This is a genomic window from Bacteroides sp. An19 (assembly GCF_002160215.1).
GTDB lineage: Bacteria > Bacteroidota > Bacteroidia > Bacteroidales > Bacteroidaceae > Phocaeicola > Phocaeicola intestinalis.
Map to the genome: position 1 here is coordinate 1 of NZ_NFKD01000073.1, position 21301 is coordinate 21301.

At 37.6% G+C, this 21301-nt stretch carries 22 protein-coding genes, 1 tRNA gene and 1 pseudogene; 2 read left to right on the forward strand and 22 right to left on the reverse strand.

The genetic code is table 11. The features are described from left to right. Positions 1 to 262: 262 nt before the first annotated feature. The 18 genes from B5F25_RS18250 to tssD (B5F25_RS18330) all read right to left on the reverse strand — a co-directional run bounded on the left by B5F25_RS18250 (position 263) and on the right by tssD (B5F25_RS18330) (position 14987). Positions 263 to 796, reverse strand: a complete 534-nt coding sequence (locus B5F25_RS18250; RefSeq protein WP_087251297.1) for a hypothetical protein — start codon at positions 794 to 796, stop codon at positions 263 to 265. A gap of 34 nt (positions 797 to 830) precedes the next feature. Next, positions 831 to 1229, reverse strand: a complete 399-nt coding sequence (locus B5F25_RS18255; RefSeq protein ID WP_087251300.1) for a hypothetical protein — start codon at positions 1227 to 1229, stop codon at positions 831 to 833. A 27-nt stretch (positions 1230 to 1256) separates the two neighbouring features. Next, positions 1257 to 1592, reverse strand: coding sequence for a hypothetical protein (locus B5F25_RS18260; protein ID WP_140406978.1), 336 nt, complete (start codon positions 1590 to 1592; stop codon positions 1257 to 1259). Positions 1593 to 1644: 52 nt separating this feature from the next. Further along, positions 1645 to 2454, reverse strand: coding sequence for a hypothetical protein (locus B5F25_RS18265; RefSeq protein WP_140406979.1), 810 nt, complete (start codon positions 2452 to 2454; stop codon positions 1645 to 1647). A gap of 466 nt (positions 2455 to 2920) precedes the next feature. Beyond that, on the reverse strand, positions 2921 to 3508 hold the full coding sequence (locus B5F25_RS18270; protein ID WP_087251306.1) for a tyrosine-type recombinase/integrase: 588 nt from the start codon (positions 3506 to 3508) through the stop codon (positions 2921 to 2923). An 87-nt stretch (positions 3509 to 3595) separates the two neighbouring features. Next, positions 3596 to 3739 (reverse strand): hypothetical protein, encoded by a 144-nt coding sequence (locus tag B5F25_RS21985; RefSeq protein WP_162614451.1) that lies wholly within the window; start codon positions 3737 to 3739, stop codon positions 3596 to 3598. A 76-nt stretch (positions 3740 to 3815) separates the two neighbouring features. Further along, positions 3816 to 4838, reverse strand: coding sequence for a DUF3871 family protein (locus tag B5F25_RS18275; protein ID WP_087251308.1), 1023 nt, complete (start codon positions 4836 to 4838; stop codon positions 3816 to 3818). Positions 4839 to 5361: 523 nt separating this feature from the next. Further along, positions 5362 to 7167 (reverse strand): hypothetical protein, encoded by a 1806-nt coding sequence (locus tag B5F25_RS18280; RefSeq protein WP_087251310.1) that lies wholly within the window; start codon positions 7165 to 7167, stop codon positions 5362 to 5364. Positions 7168 to 7234: 67 nt separating this feature from the next. Continuing rightward, entirely contained in the window at positions 7235 to 7723 is a 489-nt protein-coding gene (locus tag B5F25_RS18285) for a hypothetical protein (RefSeq protein ID WP_087251312.1), read from the reverse strand. A gap of 231 nt (positions 7724 to 7954) precedes the next feature. Continuing rightward, entirely contained in the window at positions 7955 to 8770 is an 816-nt protein-coding gene (locus tag B5F25_RS18290; protein WP_087251314.1) for a hypothetical protein, read from the reverse strand. A gap of 74 nt (positions 8771 to 8844) precedes the next feature. Next, the gene (locus B5F25_RS18295; RefSeq protein ID WP_087251317.1) at positions 8845 to 10047 is read right to left on the reverse strand and encodes a site-specific integrase; all 1203 of its coding nucleotides are present in this window, start codon (positions 10045 to 10047) and stop codon (positions 8845 to 8847) included. A 361-nt stretch (positions 10048 to 10408) separates the two neighbouring features. Continuing rightward, complete coding sequence (locus B5F25_RS18300; protein WP_007565909.1) at positions 10409 to 10705, reverse strand: helix-turn-helix domain-containing protein; 297 nt, start codon at positions 10703 to 10705, stop codon at positions 10409 to 10411. Further along, the gene (locus tag B5F25_RS18305) at positions 10683 to 10991 is read right to left on the reverse strand and encodes a helix-turn-helix domain-containing protein (protein WP_040311745.1); all 309 of its coding nucleotides are present in this window, start codon (positions 10989 to 10991) and stop codon (positions 10683 to 10685) included. Before B5F25_RS18305 ends, B5F25_RS18300 begins: the two co-directional genes overlap by 23 nt. Positions 10992 to 11246: 255 nt before the next feature. Then, positions 11247 to 11441 (reverse strand): hypothetical protein, encoded by a 195-nt coding sequence (locus B5F25_RS22255; protein WP_172772457.1) that lies wholly within the window; start codon positions 11439 to 11441, stop codon positions 11247 to 11249. 25 nt (positions 11442 to 11466) lie between these two features. Continuing rightward, on the reverse strand, positions 11467 to 12567 hold the full coding sequence (locus B5F25_RS18315) for a hypothetical protein (protein ID WP_040311742.1): 1101 nt from the start codon (positions 12565 to 12567) through the stop codon (positions 11467 to 11469). 23 nt (positions 12568 to 12590) lie between these two features. Continuing rightward, a complete protein-coding gene (locus B5F25_RS18320; RefSeq protein ID WP_087251322.1) occupies positions 12591 to 13022 on the reverse strand; it encodes a hypothetical protein in 432 nt (143 codons plus the stop codon). After that, positions 13022 to 14059 (reverse strand): hypothetical protein, encoded by a 1038-nt coding sequence (locus B5F25_RS18325; RefSeq protein WP_239472677.1) that lies wholly within the window; start codon positions 14057 to 14059, stop codon positions 13022 to 13024. The genes B5F25_RS18320 and B5F25_RS18325 overlap by 1 nt, the downstream gene beginning before the upstream one ends. Position 14060: 1 nt before the next feature. Further along, positions 14061 to 14987, reverse strand: a complete 927-nt coding sequence (tssD, locus tag B5F25_RS18330) for a type VI secretion system tube protein TssD (RefSeq protein ID WP_239472676.1) — start codon at positions 14985 to 14987, stop codon at positions 14061 to 14063. A gap of 214 nt (positions 14988 to 15201) precedes the next feature. On the opposite strand from tssD (B5F25_RS18330), the gene tssD (B5F25_RS18335) reads away from it, so the two are divergent. Both tssD (B5F25_RS18335) and B5F25_RS18340 read left to right on the forward strand, forming a co-directional pair. Continuing rightward, positions 15202 to 16734: a type VI secretion system tube protein TssD gene (gene tssD, locus B5F25_RS18335; protein ID WP_087251332.1), complete on the forward strand. Its 1533-nt coding sequence runs from the start codon at positions 15202 to 15204 to the stop codon at positions 16732 to 16734. Continuing rightward, positions 16704 to 17126, forward strand: a complete 423-nt coding sequence (locus B5F25_RS18340; RefSeq protein WP_087251326.1) for a hypothetical protein — start codon at positions 16704 to 16706, stop codon at positions 17124 to 17126. Before tssD (B5F25_RS18335) ends, B5F25_RS18340 begins: the two co-directional genes overlap by 31 nt. A gap of 910 nt (positions 17127 to 18036) precedes the next feature. Here B5F25_RS18340 and B5F25_RS18350 read toward each other — a convergent pair. The 4 genes and pseudogenes from B5F25_RS18350 to B5F25_RS18370 form a co-directional block, all read right to left on the reverse strand. Continuing rightward, on the reverse strand, positions 18037 to 18429 hold the full coding sequence (locus B5F25_RS18350; protein ID WP_021929898.1) for a hypothetical protein: 393 nt from the start codon (positions 18427 to 18429) through the stop codon (positions 18037 to 18039). 38 nt (positions 18430 to 18467) lie between these two features. Further along, positions 18468 to 19047: pseudogene (locus B5F25_RS18355) on the reverse strand (sigma-70 family RNA polymerase sigma factor). 274 nt (positions 19048 to 19321) lie between these two features. Then, complete coding sequence (locus B5F25_RS18360) at positions 19322 to 20557, reverse strand: site-specific integrase (protein WP_087251334.1); 1236 nt, start codon at positions 20555 to 20557, stop codon at positions 19322 to 19324. A 445-nt stretch (positions 20558 to 21002) separates the two neighbouring features. Continuing rightward, positions 21003 to 21075, reverse strand: a tRNA-Phe gene (locus B5F25_RS18370). Positions 21076 to 21301 lie beyond the last annotated feature (226 nt).

Sequence of the window (21301 nt, forward strand, 5' to 3'; positions counted from 1 at the left end):
CTAACTCCCGTCAAGGCACGGAAACTTTTGCTGTTGTCTTTATGGTCGTGGTAATTCATGTTGCAAAGGTACGCGTATGCGCGATATATAACAAATCTAAATTACATAAACTCTATTATAAGGAATGCTTTGAACATCATTAAAGGTCTTTCCCTTTGCATTGGTAGAAACCAACAGGTAACAACTTAGAATGGCTATCAGAATCACAGTTACCAAACAGAGTAATATGATTCTGCATTTCTTCTTTCTCATTGAATAGTTTTTAGAAGCCGAAACCAATAGACACAGACACTCCGTGAGGGTAAATATCTGTTTTATTTTCTTCTGAAACCCATCCCATTTCATTTGGTTTCATCCAACCATCATAAGGATTAGCGTTATAAGTATATCCAACTTTTAGAAACACAGACAACCCTTTATAGAAGTTCCAACTGACACCAATACCCGGATTCATATAAAAGCCTGACGCATCAAGTACGCTATATCCTATCTTTGCATCAATAAAAGGAGAAACTTTCTTCTTCAATATGGTGTATTTCACATCTGCATAAATAGGAATGGCTGTATAACCGTCTCCTAATCGAACTCCTGCACCAGCACCCACATAAAGGTAAGGGTTGAATTGGACACCATGTGTTGTGTAAATGTCAGTGGTGCTGAACAATCCCATATCATCAGTGTGCAATGTCCTACCGCCCTCAATAGAGCCTTTATAGGTCTGTGCATTACTTGTTGTGGGGCTTATGCTCAATGCCACAAGAGCTAAGACCATTCCAATAAATCTTAATGCTTTCATTTTTCTTTTGTTTTTATGTTAAACGAATAAGTTGTTACTTGTCTGTTACTTTTATGTATTTCTCAATCTCTCCATTTACAGGCTCGTCTATGCTGTCTGTATATATCCTTTGCCGTCTAATTTGCTTTATAAGGCTGTCATTGGATAGTTTGAGTATCTTGTAATGCTGTTCTCCAAAGCCCTTATTATAGATAATCAACGAATCAGGCTTTATAAAGCGGTAGGTAAATTCACCTGTTTCAGGTGGGCAGTCAGCCTTGCCATTCTTGTAAAAGCTAATAGTGTCAAGTGCATTGACATAACCACTTGCATATTCAACCATTTTCCATTTACCAACTATTAAACTGTCTGTGGCAATATGGTTTGATGATTGGTGCTTATTGGCACAACTCGCTAAAAGCAATAATGTTGATATTATAAATAGCTGCTTCATCTGTCTAACTTCATCATTATTAAATATTTACCTATTGTTTATTGTTTTTATGTTGCCATTAGCGAATCGAATCCTTAGTATAGTAATCCTATATGGTTTGTAATCGTCTAACTGTGGGATGTAGAAAGTGAGAGTCCTGCTACTACGTACAGGTATATCTTCACGCACTACTTTTTTCTTTCTTGTATAATAAGTCGGGTCTGTTATGTTATCAAACATCTTACCCCAGTTACGTGTGTATTCTATTTCAAATTCAATACTTGTAATTTGCTGTGTATAATCAGAGTTTGTTACAGTAGTTACCACATAAGGTCTAAAACTATCATCATAGTTCAATTTAGTATTTGATAGTTCTTGTGCCATAAGTGCAGGTGATATGACTATTAATATGGATAATATAAACTTTTTCATTGTACTAATCATTAATCATATTTCTCAATAAACGAAACGTATGCCCCTGTTCTATAAAGTGGCTATTATAATTGGGCATTAAGGAATGTATGTCTGCTGAAAGTTTATCAAGTGCTTGTTGAACTTTACCCGATTCATATAGTTTACGTCCACATATATGAGGGTCTGCCAAGTAATAATTGAAGCCCGGTATAGAATCTATATAGTTATTCAGTCTATCTATTTTAAGCACTTCAAAATTATGATATTTAATGCGTTGAATATCTGTTATATATTGGCATAGTATTCCTAAGCATCTTTGAACGACCAAATTTTTAGGCAAGGCATGGGATTCATTCCTTGATATGTATAGTTGTGGCTCTATGACATCTGCAATGTAATCTTCAACTATATTAAATCCCGCAGCTATGCAGCGATATAAATCTTCATCCATTACACAACGATATAAATCTTCGTCTTGTATGTTTATAGGTTCAGCAGGTTCGTCATTAAACAATTCACATTTATCTAATATTTCTTCAAATAGCATAGATGTTTCTGAATCATCAAAATTACCTCCGTCTATAAAAGCATCCCTGAATAAAACTCTAAGATTCTCTTTTTCTGATGCAGGTAAATCCTTTAATCTGTCACAAAACCATGATAACCCACCAATGCCCAATTTTCTGCATCTTGATAGGTACGTATTCAAGTCTATATCTTTTATATTTAATGTTTTCATAGCATGAAAAAGGACGGCTCTCCCTTCTTTGCTATCATTATCTATCAACACTTTTATTAAAGCAAGCACACAACATTTTTGTGAATCTGTCATAAATTCTTTTCTTGCGCTACTTAATACCCGGAAGAAGCGATTTAACTTTTTTGTTCTTGCCCATATAAAGAAAAGGTGTGGGTACTTTGGCTTATTATTCTTGTTGAGGCTCTCTTGTTCTAAGAGTTCTGGACTGCCCACCGTATATAATAAGCAAAGCCCACACCAAGAAATTATATAAGCCACCTGTTGAGGTAGGTATATAATCCTGATGTGGGCGTTCCTGCCCATTATCCATACGGTAGAATTGTCCAGATTCCAACAAGGGATAATTTAGCTAAACGCCCTTTCGTCTTATATGTCCTTTCAGCTTCCTAACTCATTAGTCCACTGAAATTGCCACAAAGTTACTCAAAAGTGTTTAGCGTTGCAAGAACTTTGCTTATTATTTGCTAATCAAGCAGGTAGAAAATCAATCTCTGCCTATAAAAGTGCAAAGTTATTGATTTTTCCACCTACTGAAAGATTAGAAGCTAAGGCAGTCGTAAGTATTCAATAGTTCTTCCTGCCTTAGTCCCAAGTATCTCTTAGTGATTGCAACAGAGCTATGATTGAAAAGCTCCATAAGTTTGACTAATGCCAATTCAGAGTTCTCATTGTTCATGTTGTAAACCTGCCTGCCAAAAGTCTTTCTAAGCGAATGGCAACTGAAATTACCTATATGCAGTTTGTACTTCTTTTTCAGCTCTTTCAGAATTATGTTTATCCGTTGTACTGAATAAACTGTGCCTTTCTGACTTACCAAAATAGGAGAATTTTTGCCTAATGGCTTGATAGCTTTGTAACATTCTGCAATATGCCTTTGCAGTTGTGGGTTAATGCGGATAGTCCGTTTCTTCCCTGTCTTGTGTTCTATGATAGTGAACTCATTTACATTAAGTATCTGATTCCACCTTAATGCAAGTATGTCACTTATCCGCAAACCAAAGAAACAGCCCAAAGCAATTAACAAACTCATGTTATAATTGCCATCCTTGAACAGCTTTCTTATTAGATTCATAGCTTCATCCCACCTAAGAAAGTCTGCTGTTGTGTTGCTGTATTTCAAGCTCATAATGTTCATTTTTGAGGATTAGACAATAAAAGTGAATGCCCAATTAGTGTAACTGACTGAACATCAACGGAACATTCACTTTCCATATTAGTGAATCAACATAGAGTAAATTGTAGCCAATATCCAAAAGATTCCTATCGTATAAAGCGGACTGATGCAAAGCAACACGATAAAGACCACCACGAATATAGCTCCATAAAAATTCCAATTCTCATTATTTCCTTGTGCCATAAAATTCAGATTTTAGAAGTTAGTAAAAAGTGGGAAATATCCAATTACTGAATATCTCCCACTATTGTAAAGTGAATCAATCAATAAACCATGAATAACGCTCGTCACCATGCAAAGCCATGTTAATGCCCTGTGCCACCTCTGTTGCGTTCAGACTTCTGTCCAAGAAAGAATCTATATAGCTTGACTTGTTAGCACCTGTCAGAAGATTGTAAAATCTCCACATAGACAAGTCACTGCCAAAACCACCAAAATTCTCATCCTGAATGTAAGCCTTTGCCACACTGTTAATCTGTGTGTCCGTTATAAGCAAACGGGGTATGCTTTTCTGATAGCCTTGTGGCAGACATTGGTACAATCTCATCTTGCCAAGTATCTGTGCGAACTGATGTTCTGTCAGATAGCTGTTTCCAAGCGTCTGCATCAAATGGATGTGCTTTGCAGGGTCGTAACGGTTGAACATCTCCAAAACAGAACGGAACAAGTCATTTGTACTTGAAACTTCCAAGTTGCCAAGATAACCGTCTGTATAAACACACAAGTTGCAGCAGACCATGTTCTTAAAGCCCACAAACACCTTGAATCTCTCAACCGTTTTCTTGCTGTAAAGATTCATCTGATTGTAGGCACGGACACCACCAACGGATAATGTAAGCCTGTTGCCCTCTACCGTTTCATAAATGGTGGGAACTTCAAAACAGAACATCATCCTTTCAAAATACTGTGTCTTGTCACTCTCTAAGAGTTGGTTTGCTGGCTTGTGTATTGCTTCAGGGATTCTGCCTTTCACAATATGAGAAACACGAATGTCAGGTTTATCAATTGTTTCACCTGTAAAGAAAGTGTTTGCAGCTTCCCAAACTGTTTCAATAAAGGCATTGTGAGAAATAGTCAGTTCGTTGTCCTTACTGAAAACGGGTACGATGCAATCACTCTGTAAATGCTGAAAGTCAATCTCCATAGTGTTTGCCTCTATGAAGTGGTTTACTTTCTTCACTCTTGTGGTTTCCTCTGAAATAATAGTTGCATCCTCTGCAAACTGCCCAAAGTTGCCACGTCTTTTCTGTGCCATAGCTGGCAATAAAACTAAGTTTTCCATAAATGCAAAATTTTAATTGGTGAATAATTGAATTTATCTTTTGTTTTTAGTCAAGAATGGTGGGGGGACTACAAGATGTAGTAAAATCGCTTGTATATGGCATTCTCCATTTTGAAAAACAAGACACCAAACGCAGACGGAGGGGGATATTTTGATACTATCGGCTTATAACAGTGCGTATGTCTATTTATTGGATAGATTCTTTTACAGGAATAGGTTATATCTTCCTGTAAGGTCTTGTTGATTGAGTGCTACAATAAGATTGTATAGTGCTATATGTATCAGAATTTTAGCTGATACTTATTGATAAGGCTAATTTAATTGAATCCAACTTCTGTCCGATGAACTACCTCGACTGACCTTAAAGTAGGACAAGTGTATAAACTCAAAAATCCGCAATCATGAGTGACTGCGGATTTAAGAAATAAGATAAAATTAAATGTTGGCAAGTGTGTTTTATAGAAAGAACCTTTTTCAGATTCTCCCTATAAAATAGACAATCAATGAAAAAAGTCCTTGTCTTTTATATGAGGGATTCAATTAGTCTCAATGCCTTTTGTCCTTTGTGTTTGCATTCTTCGACTTGGAAGAACTCACGAATAGTCTGTGCTGTAACCGCATCTTTGGGCGATATGTCAAGCATCTTATAGAGTCTGACTAATTCAGCCTTTATATATTTCAATGTATAGCATTTCCCTACATGAAAGGAGTTCTTCAATAGTTGGACAAACTCTACACCAGTCGTTTTTTCCCGATAGCGTTTCAGTATCATGGCTTCTTTGATTTTCTTTGGTGAGTAATTGTTTATTTCTATCACTTCCTTTCCTACCGTTTCATAGGCTTCCACTATAAAAGGGTCAAGTCTGCGGAGTTCCCTTATGTGCGTTTGGACGATAGGGGAATCCATGTCGTTTTTCAAAGATTCAAGAATCTCCACCAACTTTTTACGGCTTTCCTTTATTGATGTATTCTTGTTCTCCAACGTCAGCCGTTCCTTATCGCCTAACGGACATAATATAGAATTGGACATTTCCGCTCTGAAATGGCTTGTCTTTCCATAAAGTGACATGAGTAAGTCAATGTTGTTGTATGAGGACTTAACCAATGCTTCATCCATATAGTTGTCAATGGCAAAATAATCAATCTTGCTATTTTTCAGCATTTTGTTGAACGGTAGCACATCCAAAGCTGCCTTGAAAGCGTTTCTTGTTTCCAAAGAGGTAGCACAATCATATATCCGTTTGACCGTCATATATGCGTCTTGGCTTGCTTTGAGGTATTCCACTATGCCAGACTTTGTTCTGACAGGGTAGCTTTCATTGGTGTTCACAATATGGTGCATGGTGGAAACTCCACCCCTAAACCGTCCGATTGCCTGTACCGCATCTGTGCAAGGGTCTATCACCGTATATTCAGCAAAGTAAGGCTCTGTCACAAAGACAATATCGGGCTTCTCGTCAAGCTCTATATCCAATGCGCTGTAAAAACGGCTTGTAAAGAACATATAAGGCTTCTTGTGCTTGCCGTTCCAATTATCATAAGCTCGGTTGAATCCGCTTCGTTTCAGTTTATCCACGCTCTTTGTGGAACAAAACACCACACTGTCATCAATGATATTCAACTTATTCATAAGTTGAAGAATCATGTCTGTGCTGTTGATGAAAAAGCAAATGCTTCTCGGTTCTTCCTGTGCCTGTTGAATTTTGGGCAGGGACACTTTCAACGCTTCAAGCACGTTGTTTGTATGGACTATGTTCATTGCTTTTGTGTAATCGTAATTGGGTCTTACTTCTACAAGTGTGAAACCTTGTTCTTCAAAGCGTGGGTCAGAGGGAATAATCGGGGTGGCAGATACCATTGCTTTTTCGTCAAAATGAAAGAAGTCATCTATTGGTAAAGTTATATCCTCCCGATAATCGTTGTCCTTGACAAGTTTGTGGCACTCGTCCAACAACATGAAACATATTGTGTACATATTCAGCTCCAAGTATTCAAAGGCTTGCTTGACTTTGTAGAAACTTTCGGGTGTGCATAAAATCTTTATGAGCTTGCCATTGGTAACGGTGTCTTCAAGATATTCAATCACATCATCTACCGTAACTTTCTGCATTACCCCGAAAAGGTTGTCTTTCTTGTGCTTCGGGTCTTTGCATTTGCCAACAATAGGTGGCTGGTTCAGCTCTATGATAATAGAATGGCGTTTAGCATTGATTTCTGAATAAGTAGCTCCCAATCCTGTAAGCGTCTTACAGAGAATGGTATTTGTTTCAATCGTGTAAATATCAGACAAGCGTTGCCCTTTATTTATTGGTAAAATTGTCTTTTTCATAATTCGAGTGTTTTTAAGAGAGTGGAGAGCTTTTGATAGCCCCCCAACTCTCGGTTAGTAATGTTGCCTATCTTATCAGTCCTTTCTCTCTCAAATAGTCTGTAATTTCCTTGTCACGTTCCATAAAGAAAAGGATAGTTCCATTACGGAAGTTGGCTACTGCTGTTAGCTTGCCAGTCCTGTCCCGAAATTCAGGGGTAAACTGAATGTTGCCTATTCCGTTTTCCACAAACAGTTTCAACATATCCTTGCGAAACTTGTTTGCATCTGTTTCTTCGGATTTGGCTACCGCATCGGGCTTCACGTTGAAGTCCTCTGTTTCACCTTTCAATAGATAGTTCATCACCCATGCAAATGCTTCTTGGTTGATTTGATAGGCAAAGTTCTTGGTTGTCTTACTTTCCACTCTAATTGCTTCATAGCCGTATCGGTCTATGGTGAAGTAGAGGGATAATCTCTCATTGCGATTCATCATCGCTTTCAACTCTGTGTGAGCTGCCGTATTATCATACGATTGCTCGACTTGGGAAGTAATCCCCTTAAAATTATAATTCATATAAAAAATTTAAAAGTTATATTCTGTAATCTGCCCACACATTGCTATGCTGCATCTCGCTTTGTGTTTCTGATTACGTTGCAAAGGTATGGCGGATTAAAAGTGTATATAGTGAGTGAATTTCAGTTGCAATGTTACTCCCCTTAAAATGAAAACAGAATAAAAAGAAAGAATCCTGCCACTTGATTGGAGTAACAGGATTCTTTTGTAATGGATAAACTATTGTATTTTTTAATAATATATGCCCGAATGCGTTAAGATTTGCTTGTTCTTATATTGTTTGAAAAAGCCTTTTAGTGATTCTGCATCAAACTTGAAATTCTCATTAGTGGATAGGTGAGTGTAATATATCAGCTTTGAAATTAAGAGGTTCTTGTTCAGCGAAACGGTTTCTCCTTTCTTCCGTTTACCCACAAATTGTGGGTTAAGTTCAAAGAACTCTCTCATCAATCTTGCAAAGTACCATATAAGTACAGAGTTGGATTCCTCTTTTAAGCTAAATATGTCTTTGGCTTCTTCCGCTGTCCATCCACGTATAGCATCCTTGTTTTTCTCGTAGGCTTGTTTCGCCCATTTTAGAATATAGGAAATAGCATGGCTGTCCTCAATCTCCATTTTGCCCTTGTCTGTTTTAATGGTGAGTTTCATTGCAGAATCTTCATTATCAGGTGCAAGATTGATAAACTTTTCGATTGTTCTCCTTGCACTGTCTTTTATAGTGAAACCTGACAAACACACACTACAAGCAAAGTCAAAACAGAATATGGCAAGCAACCAAAATGCGTCTGCATCCATTTGAAGCCCATTTATAGTAGCTTGCAAGTCTTTGTCATTGATATAGTTCTCGTATTTATAAGGGCATAGTATTTCACCATTGTTGTAGCGTTCTGCAAATATGTGCATTGTTTCAAATGGCATATTCACATTCAAGATATTAGGATATAAAGGTGTACCATCAGGCAGATAGAACGGCTCGCCCTTTCCTCTTAAAAGGCTTGAAATGTACTGAAACTGTTTCTCGTTGTTGTCATCTATTGGTAGTTCCATATCTCTTTGATTTTTAGGCTATAAAGGTAATGAAAAAAGTCCACCTACCATTTGATAAGCGGACTTTTTTGTATTTATAGCAAGTTTTTCATTGCTTCATCAACCTGCTCATTGTCAAAACTGTCAAGATAGATTTGTGTTACTCGTTCAGAACTATGCCCCATAATTTCACGGATTACAGCTGTAGAAACACCTGCTTTCTTCATCACTGTTGCTTGGCTGTGTCTTGCAACGTATGTCGTGAGAGGGATAGGCAAATTCAACGCTTTACCAATTTGCTTCAAACGGTCATTCACCTTAGTAATCACCTTGTGGATTCTGTTTGCTTTCTGTTCGTCTGTTTTATGGAATGGTGAGAGGATAGGGAACAGGTAAGGTGATTCTGCATTGTGGTACTTCTTTATAAGTTCAATAGCTTGTGGCTGCAAGGGTATCTTTATTAGCTTGCCAGTCTTGTGCCTTTTATAAATCAGCTTATTTTCCATGATGTTTGCTTGTGTGAGGTTTGCAATGTCTATGAAGTTAATGCCACCACAATAATAGGTGAATGCAAAGATGTCAATAGGGAATCTCATGTAACGGTTGGATGATTGGAATTGCAACACACGTTCTATGTCAGTTTTTGTCAAGGCACGTTTGATAGTGTCTTGATGAAGTCTTGCAACTTTGAACTTCCTGAATGGGTAGCAATCTGTTGAAACTGCATCTTCTTCCATTGCCACATTATAAATGGCTCTTAGAGTGCGGAATCGTATGCCAATAGTGTTCTCTGCCAAACGCTTCTCCCTTAAAAACAACTCATATCGTTTCAGCCAAGCAACATCCATTTCAGAGAAATAGAAGTCAAGGCTATGGCTAAACTCTTTAAGGGAGTTGTATAGCTGCTTTACAGATAAAGCATAGCTTTTACGACCAGACTTTATAAGAAAGGTGATGTGTTCCTGAAAGACATTCTCTACTGTCTTACGGTTGGTATGCTTTACATTGACTTTCTCCACAAGGGAGGTAGATGTAAACTCTTGATTGGTTGCTTTCAGCTCAATGATTTTAGCGGAGTATTCTTTGATTTTGTCCGCAATGAGCATTTCGATGTACTCACGGTTGGGACAATCTGCCTTTGGCTCATTTTTGGAGAAGTCCCAATGTGTAGGATTCAAGGATATGCCCAGACTGACATATTTGAGCTTTCTGTCTTTTGTCACCCTCAACATTAGAGGTAATTCATTGTTACTAAGCACCTTAGACTTGTAACAAACTGCTTTTACTGTAATTGCCACGGTTTAAACTATGGTTTAAACAAACCGTTCAAATTGCTGCTCAAACAAGGAGTAAAAACAATAAAAAAAGAGAGCCACATTGCTGTAACTCTCTGATTATCAAGTGGTGCCACCAGGAATCGAATGTTTTAATTCAAAGTCCTAATTTGCAGCACTTTAATATCTTTGGAAAAATCCCCGAACCACTGAATCAGCCATATGCCAAATTCACCAAATTTCGATAGATTCTCGTTAATCATCCTTTGACTTTACAAAGGTAAGTGTTCGGTTCTATTCCTCCAAATATTTATATAGTTATTTAAAGTGGTTACAAGTTATTTGTATAAAGTTTAGCTTTTGATTATTAGTGATTTAAGAAATGTCATTCAAATGCCAAAACTTTGTTTCTTTCCAATATTTCTATAATCTCCTGTTCTTTATACAGAATCTTTCCTCCTATTTTGTAATATGGTAATTTGCCATTCATCCTATATTCAATGAGTGTTCTTTTTGTAATTTTGAGAGCCTTTGATAACTCTTGTTCTGTTATATAACGGTTCCCGTCCAATATAGGTCTGTAGATTAAAGAATTTGCATCCAACATTTTGGATATACCTTCCATGGCTTCAATAAATCTCTTGACCTCATTACTATCCTTATTCAATACCTGCTGTCCCATTTCCATTATTTGTATATGTTTTAAGGTTATTCCTTACATAGCTTAGAATATCTTCTTTTTTATAATAAATCTTTCTGTCTATACGACTGAAGGGGATTAGCCCTTTCTGTCTTAAAGACAACAGTTTTCTGTCTGATATATTCATAAGAATACATACATCCTGATTATCCAACCATTCATTCAGTTCAGATTTGGAAGAGTTCAGTCCTTTCAGTTGTTTTTCTATCTTGAACAATATGTCGTTCATTTCCATAAATGCACTGGCTTCTATGTTCACTATCTCCATAATCATTTGTTTAAGTGGTTGGTACAAAAATAGAATAGAAGGCTATGGAACACAAGAGACTATCATCAAAGTGCATTATATTACATCAGATGTCATAGCGAAGCAACTGAACTATGCAGATCGGAGGGAGCTGAAATCCCTGTCTTATTTCGGGATTTGATAAGCAGACTATGTTTTGTTATTTGGAAAGGTGGATTTTCACTGTATTTGTGAGGTCGTATATGGGATATAAGGATAGCCGCCTTTGATTTACGGCTATGCGTCACGTCGGTCGCAGTTAATCCCTGTAATCTTTCCTTTAATTCTAATCCGTTTGCCGCCGCATTCTTTTTCAGGTGAATTTTCACGGCGTAAGCCATGAAGAAAATTCTCCTGAAAAAAAGGAATAAATGCGGCTGGCAAAGCTGGATTGGAATTTATCTTTGATGGAAGGGATAACTGTTTAAACATTCAAACACAATCTTTTTTCCCTCCATTAGAATGTTCCTGATGGAATAGGCAGAGGTTTTCCTTCTTCATCATACAGTTCTGTAACTGTAAGAATATCATATCCGTATATTCTTTGTATCTTTTTCACGCATTTCAGCTGCCTGTTCCTGTAATACTCTTTTGAAAACACCACTTCACCTCCTTTCATGTGTCCTTCTTCCTGTATCATACCATCCTCATAAAACTGGCGGTAATCACGCTTGAAGTTCCTGAAGTCGATGTTGTATTCCTCTTTCATTACCTTGTCCATTCCGGGATAGAAATACTGTACGCTGTTTGTAGATAGGTCTTCCTTATAGTAATAACGCTTTGTCGGATAGCCGTTACTGTCAAACATCACTGTATAGTATGGCATTTCCGCATAGTTTTCTTCCCTGATAAGTTTCCCGTTATAGTCCCATTCCTGCCACAGACCGGTCTTCTCCCCATTCTCCGTATAGTGCTCTATACATTTCGGCTTTCCGCTCTGTGCCCATGTTTCCTTGTATTTCCCTTTCTTTCCGTTCCAGCCCCAGGTATATCCTTCTCTAATGAATGGCGGCATATCATCGCCTCCCTCCTCATAGATGCGGAAAGGACCATGCCGCATATCGTTACTGTACGAGACATAGGTAATCAGGTTTCCGTTACTGTCGAATATCCGTTCCTGCCCGTCAATCTTCCCGTTCTTGTAGTCTCGTTCCGTTCTTCTTGCATGACCGTACTCTACCATTATACCGTCCAGCTTGCCTTGCTCGTTATAGGAATACTCTTTCAACAGACTTCCATCATAATAGTACTCGTATCCTTTTCCTTTCGCCCTACCTTTTACATAGGTCAACTTCTTGAACAGACGGTTGTCCTTATATTCCTCGTATGCTCCGTCAAGGATACCGTCCTTGTTGAAGTTGGCTATGAGATATGAGCTGAAGCTTAATATAATCCGACATTTGCCGTGTAGAGGGGTACGGTCATATATGTTCCGCCATTGGTATGTAAGATTCCCCAATGGCACCCGTTCCACATCATTAATCTCCAGTGGCTCCTGTGCGAAAATCATACTTCCACAGAGAGAAAACAACAGTAATGACAACAATATCTTTCTCATAAGCGTCCTGTTTTTCATTTATCTTATTCGGGGATTGCTATATCCATCTTTTTCATATAGGCTGTATCAAGCTCCGCACCTTTCCAATTTATGTCAGGAGGGAACTGTTTCCATCCGTCTTTGGGTGGGGATAATACCCATTTAGGAACTGTATCCATAACTATTTCCGAATGCTCACTCCATTTTTCTGAATATTTTACTATTATTCGTAATTTATTTAGTTCCTTGTTGTGTAATCCATATCTTGTATCCACAATATAATCGAAATCTGCAACTCTATACTTAAACTGATGTATTATACCTTTATAATATCCACTTTTAAAATACACACCAATAGTATATCTTATATTAGCTTTATTGAAGTAATATAGTGTGTCCAAATAGCGTGTGGTGATAATAATAATTAATAAAATTATACCCCCAGTATAAATATATTTTTTTCTATTTATTTTCATTACTTCTTTTTTCTTATAGTATCATTTTTTATTCCTTCTATCTTCTTCACTTCATTTATATAATATGTACCCCAAAGAGAGATTATGGTTTTATCCATTGCATCTATAGTATCATCCCCATATTTATGAAGATTTCTTAATATACGTTGTATGTTCGGTTCATTAAAATAAGGAATATATCTTCTCACTTTAGAAGTATTATTTTTGAAAAAGTTAGAATAAGTATTTTCTCCGACTTTTCCTAGCCCTATTCCAAAACCTAAATCAATCAAGAACTCATGAGTAGAAATTCCACCATCAAAAACAGTTTTTGTATTTCCTCTTAGATTCACATTAAAACTTGAACCAAATACAGCATTACATAAAAATGGTAATTTCATTGAACTAGCTAATGTGCTTACTAAATTAACATCATTCAAAGACTCATACATTGAATTAATAAAAGTTTTATTCTCTTCTGTGTATTTATATATTGTATTGCCTCCCCATTGTAGAGTAAAATCTGTTCCACCCATTAATAACATCGTATCAAAACTCAAGCCTTTTGGATAAAGCATTCTGCCTGTAATATTACTAAGTGTTCTTAAGTGTGTGGCAGAACGCATTATTGTATTTTGAACAGCCATTCCACCTCTCAACGAAGCTGCTTCTATGGAAGAAGCAATTCTACCTGCATATGTACTTCCTTTCAATAAAGCTCCACGTCCAAGCAATGCAGCCTGACGTCCAAATGAAGTTGCAGCGGCAAGTGATACACCAGCCGTGGATATTGCAGAGATAACGCTTGCTGCCGTCAAAGCAGCCTGAACAAACTGCTGTCCTGCTTCTTCCCTTGCCGCATTGAAAGCCAGATTGAAATAAAACTGTTCTTCCTCTACTGAAGTGGCATTTTTCATGCATTTTCTAAATAATGCAGGATTCCGGTGAAGTGCCATTCCCAATTGCCTGCGCATCCATCCCGGCATTTTGCCTTTCACTACCACTTCCGGCAGCTGGAAATGGTATTCATTCTTGTCATTTGTATTCTTATGTTCCATATCAGTCTTCAGCCCATTTACCATTGTTAAAATCTATATTCCCGAACTTCAGGAACTCCGGTGTGATAATCATTTCCAAAAGGATTCCATCGGTTGCGGCTGATACGGACTTTTTGTAGCTTATGCAATATGCGTTCTCAAAACGGATGGAAAGGACAGCACTGGACATCCCGTCAGGATTCCTGAATACTATATAGCCGGAATGTTTCTGCTTGTGCTTATACATTGCCCAATGATTAAGCAGATAATTTGACGGATGATTCAGCGATATTGAAAACAAGCCTCCTTTTTCTTCCCAGGCGGGTTCTCCTTTATGATCCACACGTTGCATAAATTCTATGGAGAAAGAATCTAGACTATACGGCTTCTGTGCACAGTCCTCGTCAATATCCATAAATGCCTTGATACATGGATCGACGACAATAGGAATTGCTTTGCTTGCATTAAATGTTGAGACGAATATAGATGCTGTCCGTTGTGGTTTGTCCCGGCTTTCCTGCCATTCATAATACAGCGTGTCTGAACCTAATGTGACATCTTCACCCTGCAATGTGAGTATGGTTGTGACAAGACCTTGTTCACCGAGCCCTTCATAAGAAAACTTCATTGAAATACATGCCGCATTGAGCAATTGTAATGTCTCTTCTGGTATACTTTCTTCCGACAAGTTCAATACTTCGAGTTGTACATTTAACCTTTCTTCACTCTTAAGAATCCATTTATGAAGATATTGGGGAGGAAATCCTCTGAATGCAACGGTAGCCATGCCACCAACGATAGGAGTGGAAGGTTTGCCGTTATCGCTGATGCCTCTGTCAAAAGAGTACTCCATGCTTTCTACTTCAAAGACATCCGTGAAGATAGCAGTACCGTCAGAATTTGTATTAAAAATGCTGCCAGTTCTCATTATTGTTTTGTATGCCGCCATAATAATATATTTAAAGTTCCAAAATGCAAGTACGGAAAAAATAGGGATATTCCAAAATTTATTGTCATAAAGATGAATATTTAACAGATAATTAAATAGGTAAGTTGTGCTTCTAAACATATCATAGATAAAAAATTAAGCGAACAATAGTTGTCTTTTTTTTTAATTTTCATATCTTTGGTAAAATTGATTTCAAACATATAAAACAATGCCAATGAATACTCAAATCACTTTGGAGATAAACGGTTACAAGCGCAATGTATTAAGGTATGAATATGGTTTTAACCGTAATACAGATTATAAAGGCAGACCAACTACTGGGGTATTGGGTGGAGACATATATGTGGAAATGGAGTCAGATGAAGGCTGCGAGGTTTTGGATATGATGCTTGTCGATATTGGCAAACCTTATCTCTGTTTCTTCTTCCGTTCAGAACCAATTCCTGTCAGTGGGAAAATTCGGCACAACATAGATGACATGATGTTTCGTGAAATCGCTTTTGATGAAGCCTACCTTTATTATTATGAAAAGAATATGAGTGCGGAGGTAAGCTTTCCTATGGTAACCCGTTTCCTGATTTCTCCTACACGATTGGACATTAATAGAACAGTCAAATTGGATAGGAGGATTAATACAACTGACGGGGGCTGGTGGGAAGAATACCAAGAGGAGGAAAAGGCATCAATACTCCCAAAGGTTGTTTTAGAACCACCAAAACCTATTGTGCTGGTTACTTCTGTAAAAGGAAAAGATTGCGCGTTGCCTAATGAAAAGGTGAAATATGAGGTTACTGGATATAATTTGTCCAATGTAAATAAAAGTGATCGTAAACGTGTAAAATGGGTGCTTCTTATTGATGGAGTGAAAGAATATAGAAAAGAACAAGGAGAAAGCTTCGAGTTGCGAATCAAGGAAGAATGGGCTAACAAGGAAATAACTGTAATGCCTTATTTACAAGCTGAAACGATTAATGTTAGTGTAAAAACACAAATTAGAACTGAGGCTATTGTAGTTTTTGTGAATGGATATTGGAATACTGGAAAGTCCAATTCATTTGCAGAACCCCTAAAGAAAATGATAGCTGAAAATATCATTGGCACTAAAAATAAGAAAGACTATTGGGAAAGCATGTTTATAAATAATACCTATAACTTTTTGATTAAAAAATATAAACAGTGGACGAATAAAACCATTCTCCGAAGTGGCATTACTCCTCTTTTTATTGATGGAAGTAATGTTTGGAATTCATCAGGCAAAACACGTTTTAATGCTGGATGGGATGAAGCGGAAGAATTACTCAAAACAGAATTACTAACTCATAATGTGATTAATGATGAAGGACTTCAAATGAAGAAGATATTCATTATTAGTCATAGCATGGGAGGTGCACATGCTGAAGGAATGATTTCAGCATGGAAATATCATGATTTAGAAATAGAATATGTTTTGCATTTTTCTGCTGCGGACAACAAGGACTTTCAAGTGAATTTACCTCATGTTACATATCAAATAAACTTAGTTCCTGACCCGGTATTAATGTATAAAAACACAGACGATTCAGCTAAAGTCCTTTGGGAAAATTTTTGGAATATGCTTAGAAGACCATATTTGGATTCTTCCTGTGCTTATATGATAGAAAAAATGTTGCCAGAACACTATATTGAAGTAAAAAATACAGATGCATTAAATCATGCTTATACAAAAGGAGGAACAGTATGGAATTTGGTGCCGTTCTTAAAGAATTAACAAACAAAAGCGTATGTCTTTTTTTTATTTTCTCATATTCATTCTTCGCTGTTGCTTGCGTGGCACAACATGAAGAGGATAAAGCTATTGCTGTCAGTGAGATGTGTCTTTTTAAGAAGGTGTTGTATAATATACCTATAGATTCAATAGATAGGCAGATTTATAAAGCAAGTTTTTTTAATAGACACAGGGGAAAATACTCGTATTGTCTTACAATATACGCATCAAATGGTACTATTAGCAAGGAAGGTTTAAAAAACAAAATAGATAGTATTGTGAAAACTATAACATTATTGATGAAAAGAGAGGATATTATACTATATGATTTTCAGATATACTATTATTCTGAAAATATGAATACAAGCTTTCATTATGAAATAGGTGAAAATTGAAAAAATCAATTAGTTCAATAAGCAAACTATATCAATAACCGATACAGTAAAAAATAAAATCGGCATATGGAAATTATACCTATGGATACTTGAATCTCATTGAAAATAAACTAAAATTCCCTTATATAGATTTCCGACTTCGGAGGAAAATCCCCCGACCGTGAGAGAGGGCAAGTTGGTTTTTGTCTGGCAGAATACTTTCTGTCGTACAAAAACACAACTTGCTCTGTTCGTTTGAACAGAAAATCCACATAAAGTGGATTGTGACTCCATGCCCATTTATAGCTATAAAATAGAGTCGTATTTACCTGATGAAAAATGTAAATATCAGTTTGTTTGTGACAAACCTGTATACAGAGTTGGATATCGTGTGAATGGTAGTGCCCGATATTTAGTTATTTGCCGAAATTTAAATATTCAATATTGAAAGTTTTATGCTGTATTGTACTATGGCATCCTGATTTACAGATATTACATATAAATCTGTATCATATAATAGTATGTAGATTGTTATAGTAAAGTTGTATGTGTTGCTTAATAAATGCTGTAATATATTGATGATCAGCGTATATATAAATAACTTCTGTTATGATATTGCAATAGTGTAATACCCTGATAACGTAATAACATAACATTGCAATAACATAACGACATAACAACATAGTACCCTAATAACATAACATTGCAATAATATGATAACACAACAACATAATACCCTGACAACATAATATTGCAATAACATAGTACCCCCATATTATAATATTGTCAGGACATAGTATTATGTCAATATAATGCCCTGATAAAACAATATCCTAATGCTCCAAATAGTATGATGTAAAAATCTAAACAAATAGCCCGGAAAAATCCATCACCATTATCTGATAATGGATCTTTCTGAGCCATCTTCTTGCTATTTGAAAATCGGATTGGAAAGCAGAATCTTGTAATATACTGTACCTCCCACCTCTATGGGAGCCTTGGCAATCATAAACTGTACGGTCTTCCTTTCCACTTTTGCCTGAAGCATGATTCTTCTGACGATGAATCCGGCAGAGAATCTGGCACACCTTTTATCTTTCCATACAGTGAACCCGTCCTTGTCTGTCGTATGGCAGATATACCATTCTCCCGTATCCTCATCGTGTGCGAAATTAACCCGTCCTCCACCGAGAATCCCCAGTTCTATAGACATTGTCTTTGACAGGTAAACCGTTCCCTTGCTGTCCATGTTGATTGTCCGCTTCCCCTGATAAACTACCTGCTGCGGACGTGAGTTCTCCTTGTTATATACTATCAGTGCCATAAGTTTCTGTTTTAAGGGTGATACAATAAACTAACTGATTAGGATATGAATCCTTCTACTGCCAGCATCTGGCTTCTCCATGAGAATCCCCGGTTTGACCGTACTGCATCTATGATCGTGTTTACTTTTCCTGAAATGGCACTTGCCGATATACCCATACATTCACCCAACGCCTTGAATGAAAAGTCTGATTCATAAAAACGCAACGTAAACATCCTGTATTCCTGATAGGAGAACTTTCTTCTGATAAAGTTAAGAATGTCCTTCACCAGTTTTTCACAGCTGTTCAGGTCATCCGGAGAAAGGAAATCCGCATCTTCCCCACATCGAAGAAAGAAATATTCATCCGGATGGGCATATTTGCTTTCCAGCCTGAACTTGGTCATGAACGCTTTCCTGTAACATCCGATAAAGTATGCTTCATAATCCGTTATTTCCCTTTCCGGATTCAGCACCTGCTTTCTTACAAACAGATAAGTGTCATGAAAATTGTCCTCATCCAGTGTCCGTATCTGCCAACGAGATTTCTTAACCTGTCATAAGACACCGTAAACCAGTCATTGAACCTTTTTTCCACATTGTTCGCTTCCATAATCTTCCATTTATTGAGTTATACATGGCCTGCCCGTGGGTAGGCATTCTTATTTCTTGTGCGTTTCCCTGTTCGTTTTCCGATGATTGCTGCAAGGCTTGCCGTGAAAAAATACGCTCTTGCGCCAGCAAGAGGAAGATTTTTTCACAGGCAACCAAGCCCCTTCAGGGGCCGCCTTGCGCGATCATTCGGAAAAACAACTATCTTTGCTGCAAGAAATGAGGATGACTTCATCTTGAAAGCGCCTGGTCTCTGTATATTATTACAGACAGTTATGCGAGGTATAAGATAGGTTTATTTCTATAGCCCCATCTTGCTCCTTACTATATTCATGTTGTTCTTCAGGTTCCTGTCCATGACTCTTGCATAATGTTGTGTCATTCTTGTGGATGCATGTCCGAGCATGGCAGACACCTCTTGTAATGGAACGTTGTTGGCCAGCGTGACGGTAGTAGCAAACGTATGTCGGGCTGCATGTGTGGTCAGATTCTTTTTGATGCCGCAGAAGTCCGCAATCTCCTTCAGGTAGCTGTTTGCCTTCTGATTGCAGACAACAGGAAGGCAAGTCCCTTGTTTAAGACATATCGGGTGTGATTCGTATTTCTTCAGTATTGCCAATGGAACAGGAAGAAGCGGAACATTTGCTATGGAACTTGACTTTCTTCTTCTCTCCAGCTTTACACGTCCTTTTCTTATCCACCAGTCACCGTTGTTGTCCTGCTCCAGATGTTCCGGTCTCAATGTGGATACATCAGCGAACGCCAGACCGGTGAAGCACGCAAACAAAAAGATGTCCTTGACAAGCTCCAGCCTCGGAATATCAAATTTCCTGTTCATTATAGCCTGAAGCTCGTTATTTGTCAGGAATACCGGATCAGTCTCGTCCTGTTCCATCTTATATCCGTAAAACGGGTCTTTCCGCATCCATTCTTTGGCTATTGCCATATTGGTGATTTTCTTCAGGCATTTCATGTAGCGGACTATTGTGTTGCGGCACAGTCCGGCTTCTGTCTTCAGGAAAACATCAAAAGCCTTGATGAAATCAGGGGAAAGTTCATGGAATGTAATATCATCCTTCTCATAAAAACGTGGCACAAACGTTTCAAGTTTTCTGAGCACATTCTTATAACGGTTGATGGTGACGGGAGAATAGTCTATGTCAACAACCTTCTCCATAGAAGAAATTTCTTCTTTGACTGTTCCAAGCAACGTCCGGACAGTCTCATCCTTTCCGAACACACGCTTTAATATCGTCTTTGGAGTTATCAGTGCCGATTCAAAGGTCAGTTCCTTGTGCTTTTCGTATGCGCGTGTAGTGAGGGCGGAAATATAGTTGTTCAGTTCGATGGAAGCCCTGTCTTTTCCTTTGCTGCATCCCTTGGCCGGATTCCAGTTCTTTAATGGAACGCTTCTCTGTATTCTTATTTCTTCATATTGCCCGTTGATGGTAATCCTCATTAGGATTGGAGCCTCGCCATTTTTCAGCAGTTTTGTTTTCAGAACGAAAAATAGAATGTTCATTGTTCCTTGTTTCATGATCATTTTCTTTTTGAAGTTGCACATTCGGTTATTTCGTCAATCCTGAATGGAGCGGATGGCTGGAGAGAAATGTTAAATTCGGTGGCTTTTATTATTGCCGGCTCTAAAAAACCACCGATTTTTGTTTCTCTTACTATTATCCGCCTGTAGGTACAATCATTATCATCGGATAAGAAAGCCTTTAGCAGACGTTGTATTTCATCCGTCATTCAGTAGGGTATGCAAATGTAGATTTTCATCCCTGAAAATGATTCACGCAAATCGTTGAGAATAAGTGAAGTATGGTACATATCGGTGGTTTTTTCATGGGACTCAAAAAAAGCCACCGAATCAGCAATTTTTTATTGCACCAGATTGCATATTTTTGCGGATAGTACATAAAGAAAAAACCGCTGAAATAACTGTATTTCAGCGGTTTTCATGATTTTTCGTTTTGTAAAAGTGGTGCCACCAGGAATCGAACCGGGGACACAAGGATTTTCAGTCCTTTGCTCTACCAACTGAGCTATGGCACCAACTTTACAATCATTGTTTCTTGATTGCGAGTGCAAAGGTAGGCAAATTTTTTGAATCTGCAAACTATTTTGAAACTTTTTTATCAAAAGTGCAGAAATAACCGGGAAAGGGCAGAGTCAACCAGCGAGTGCAACATTACGAAATATTTTTGAAAAAGACCTCAGCCGGAGTCGAGAAATTGAGTTTTTCTCTCGGTCTGGCATTAATTTTCTTCCTGATCTTGGT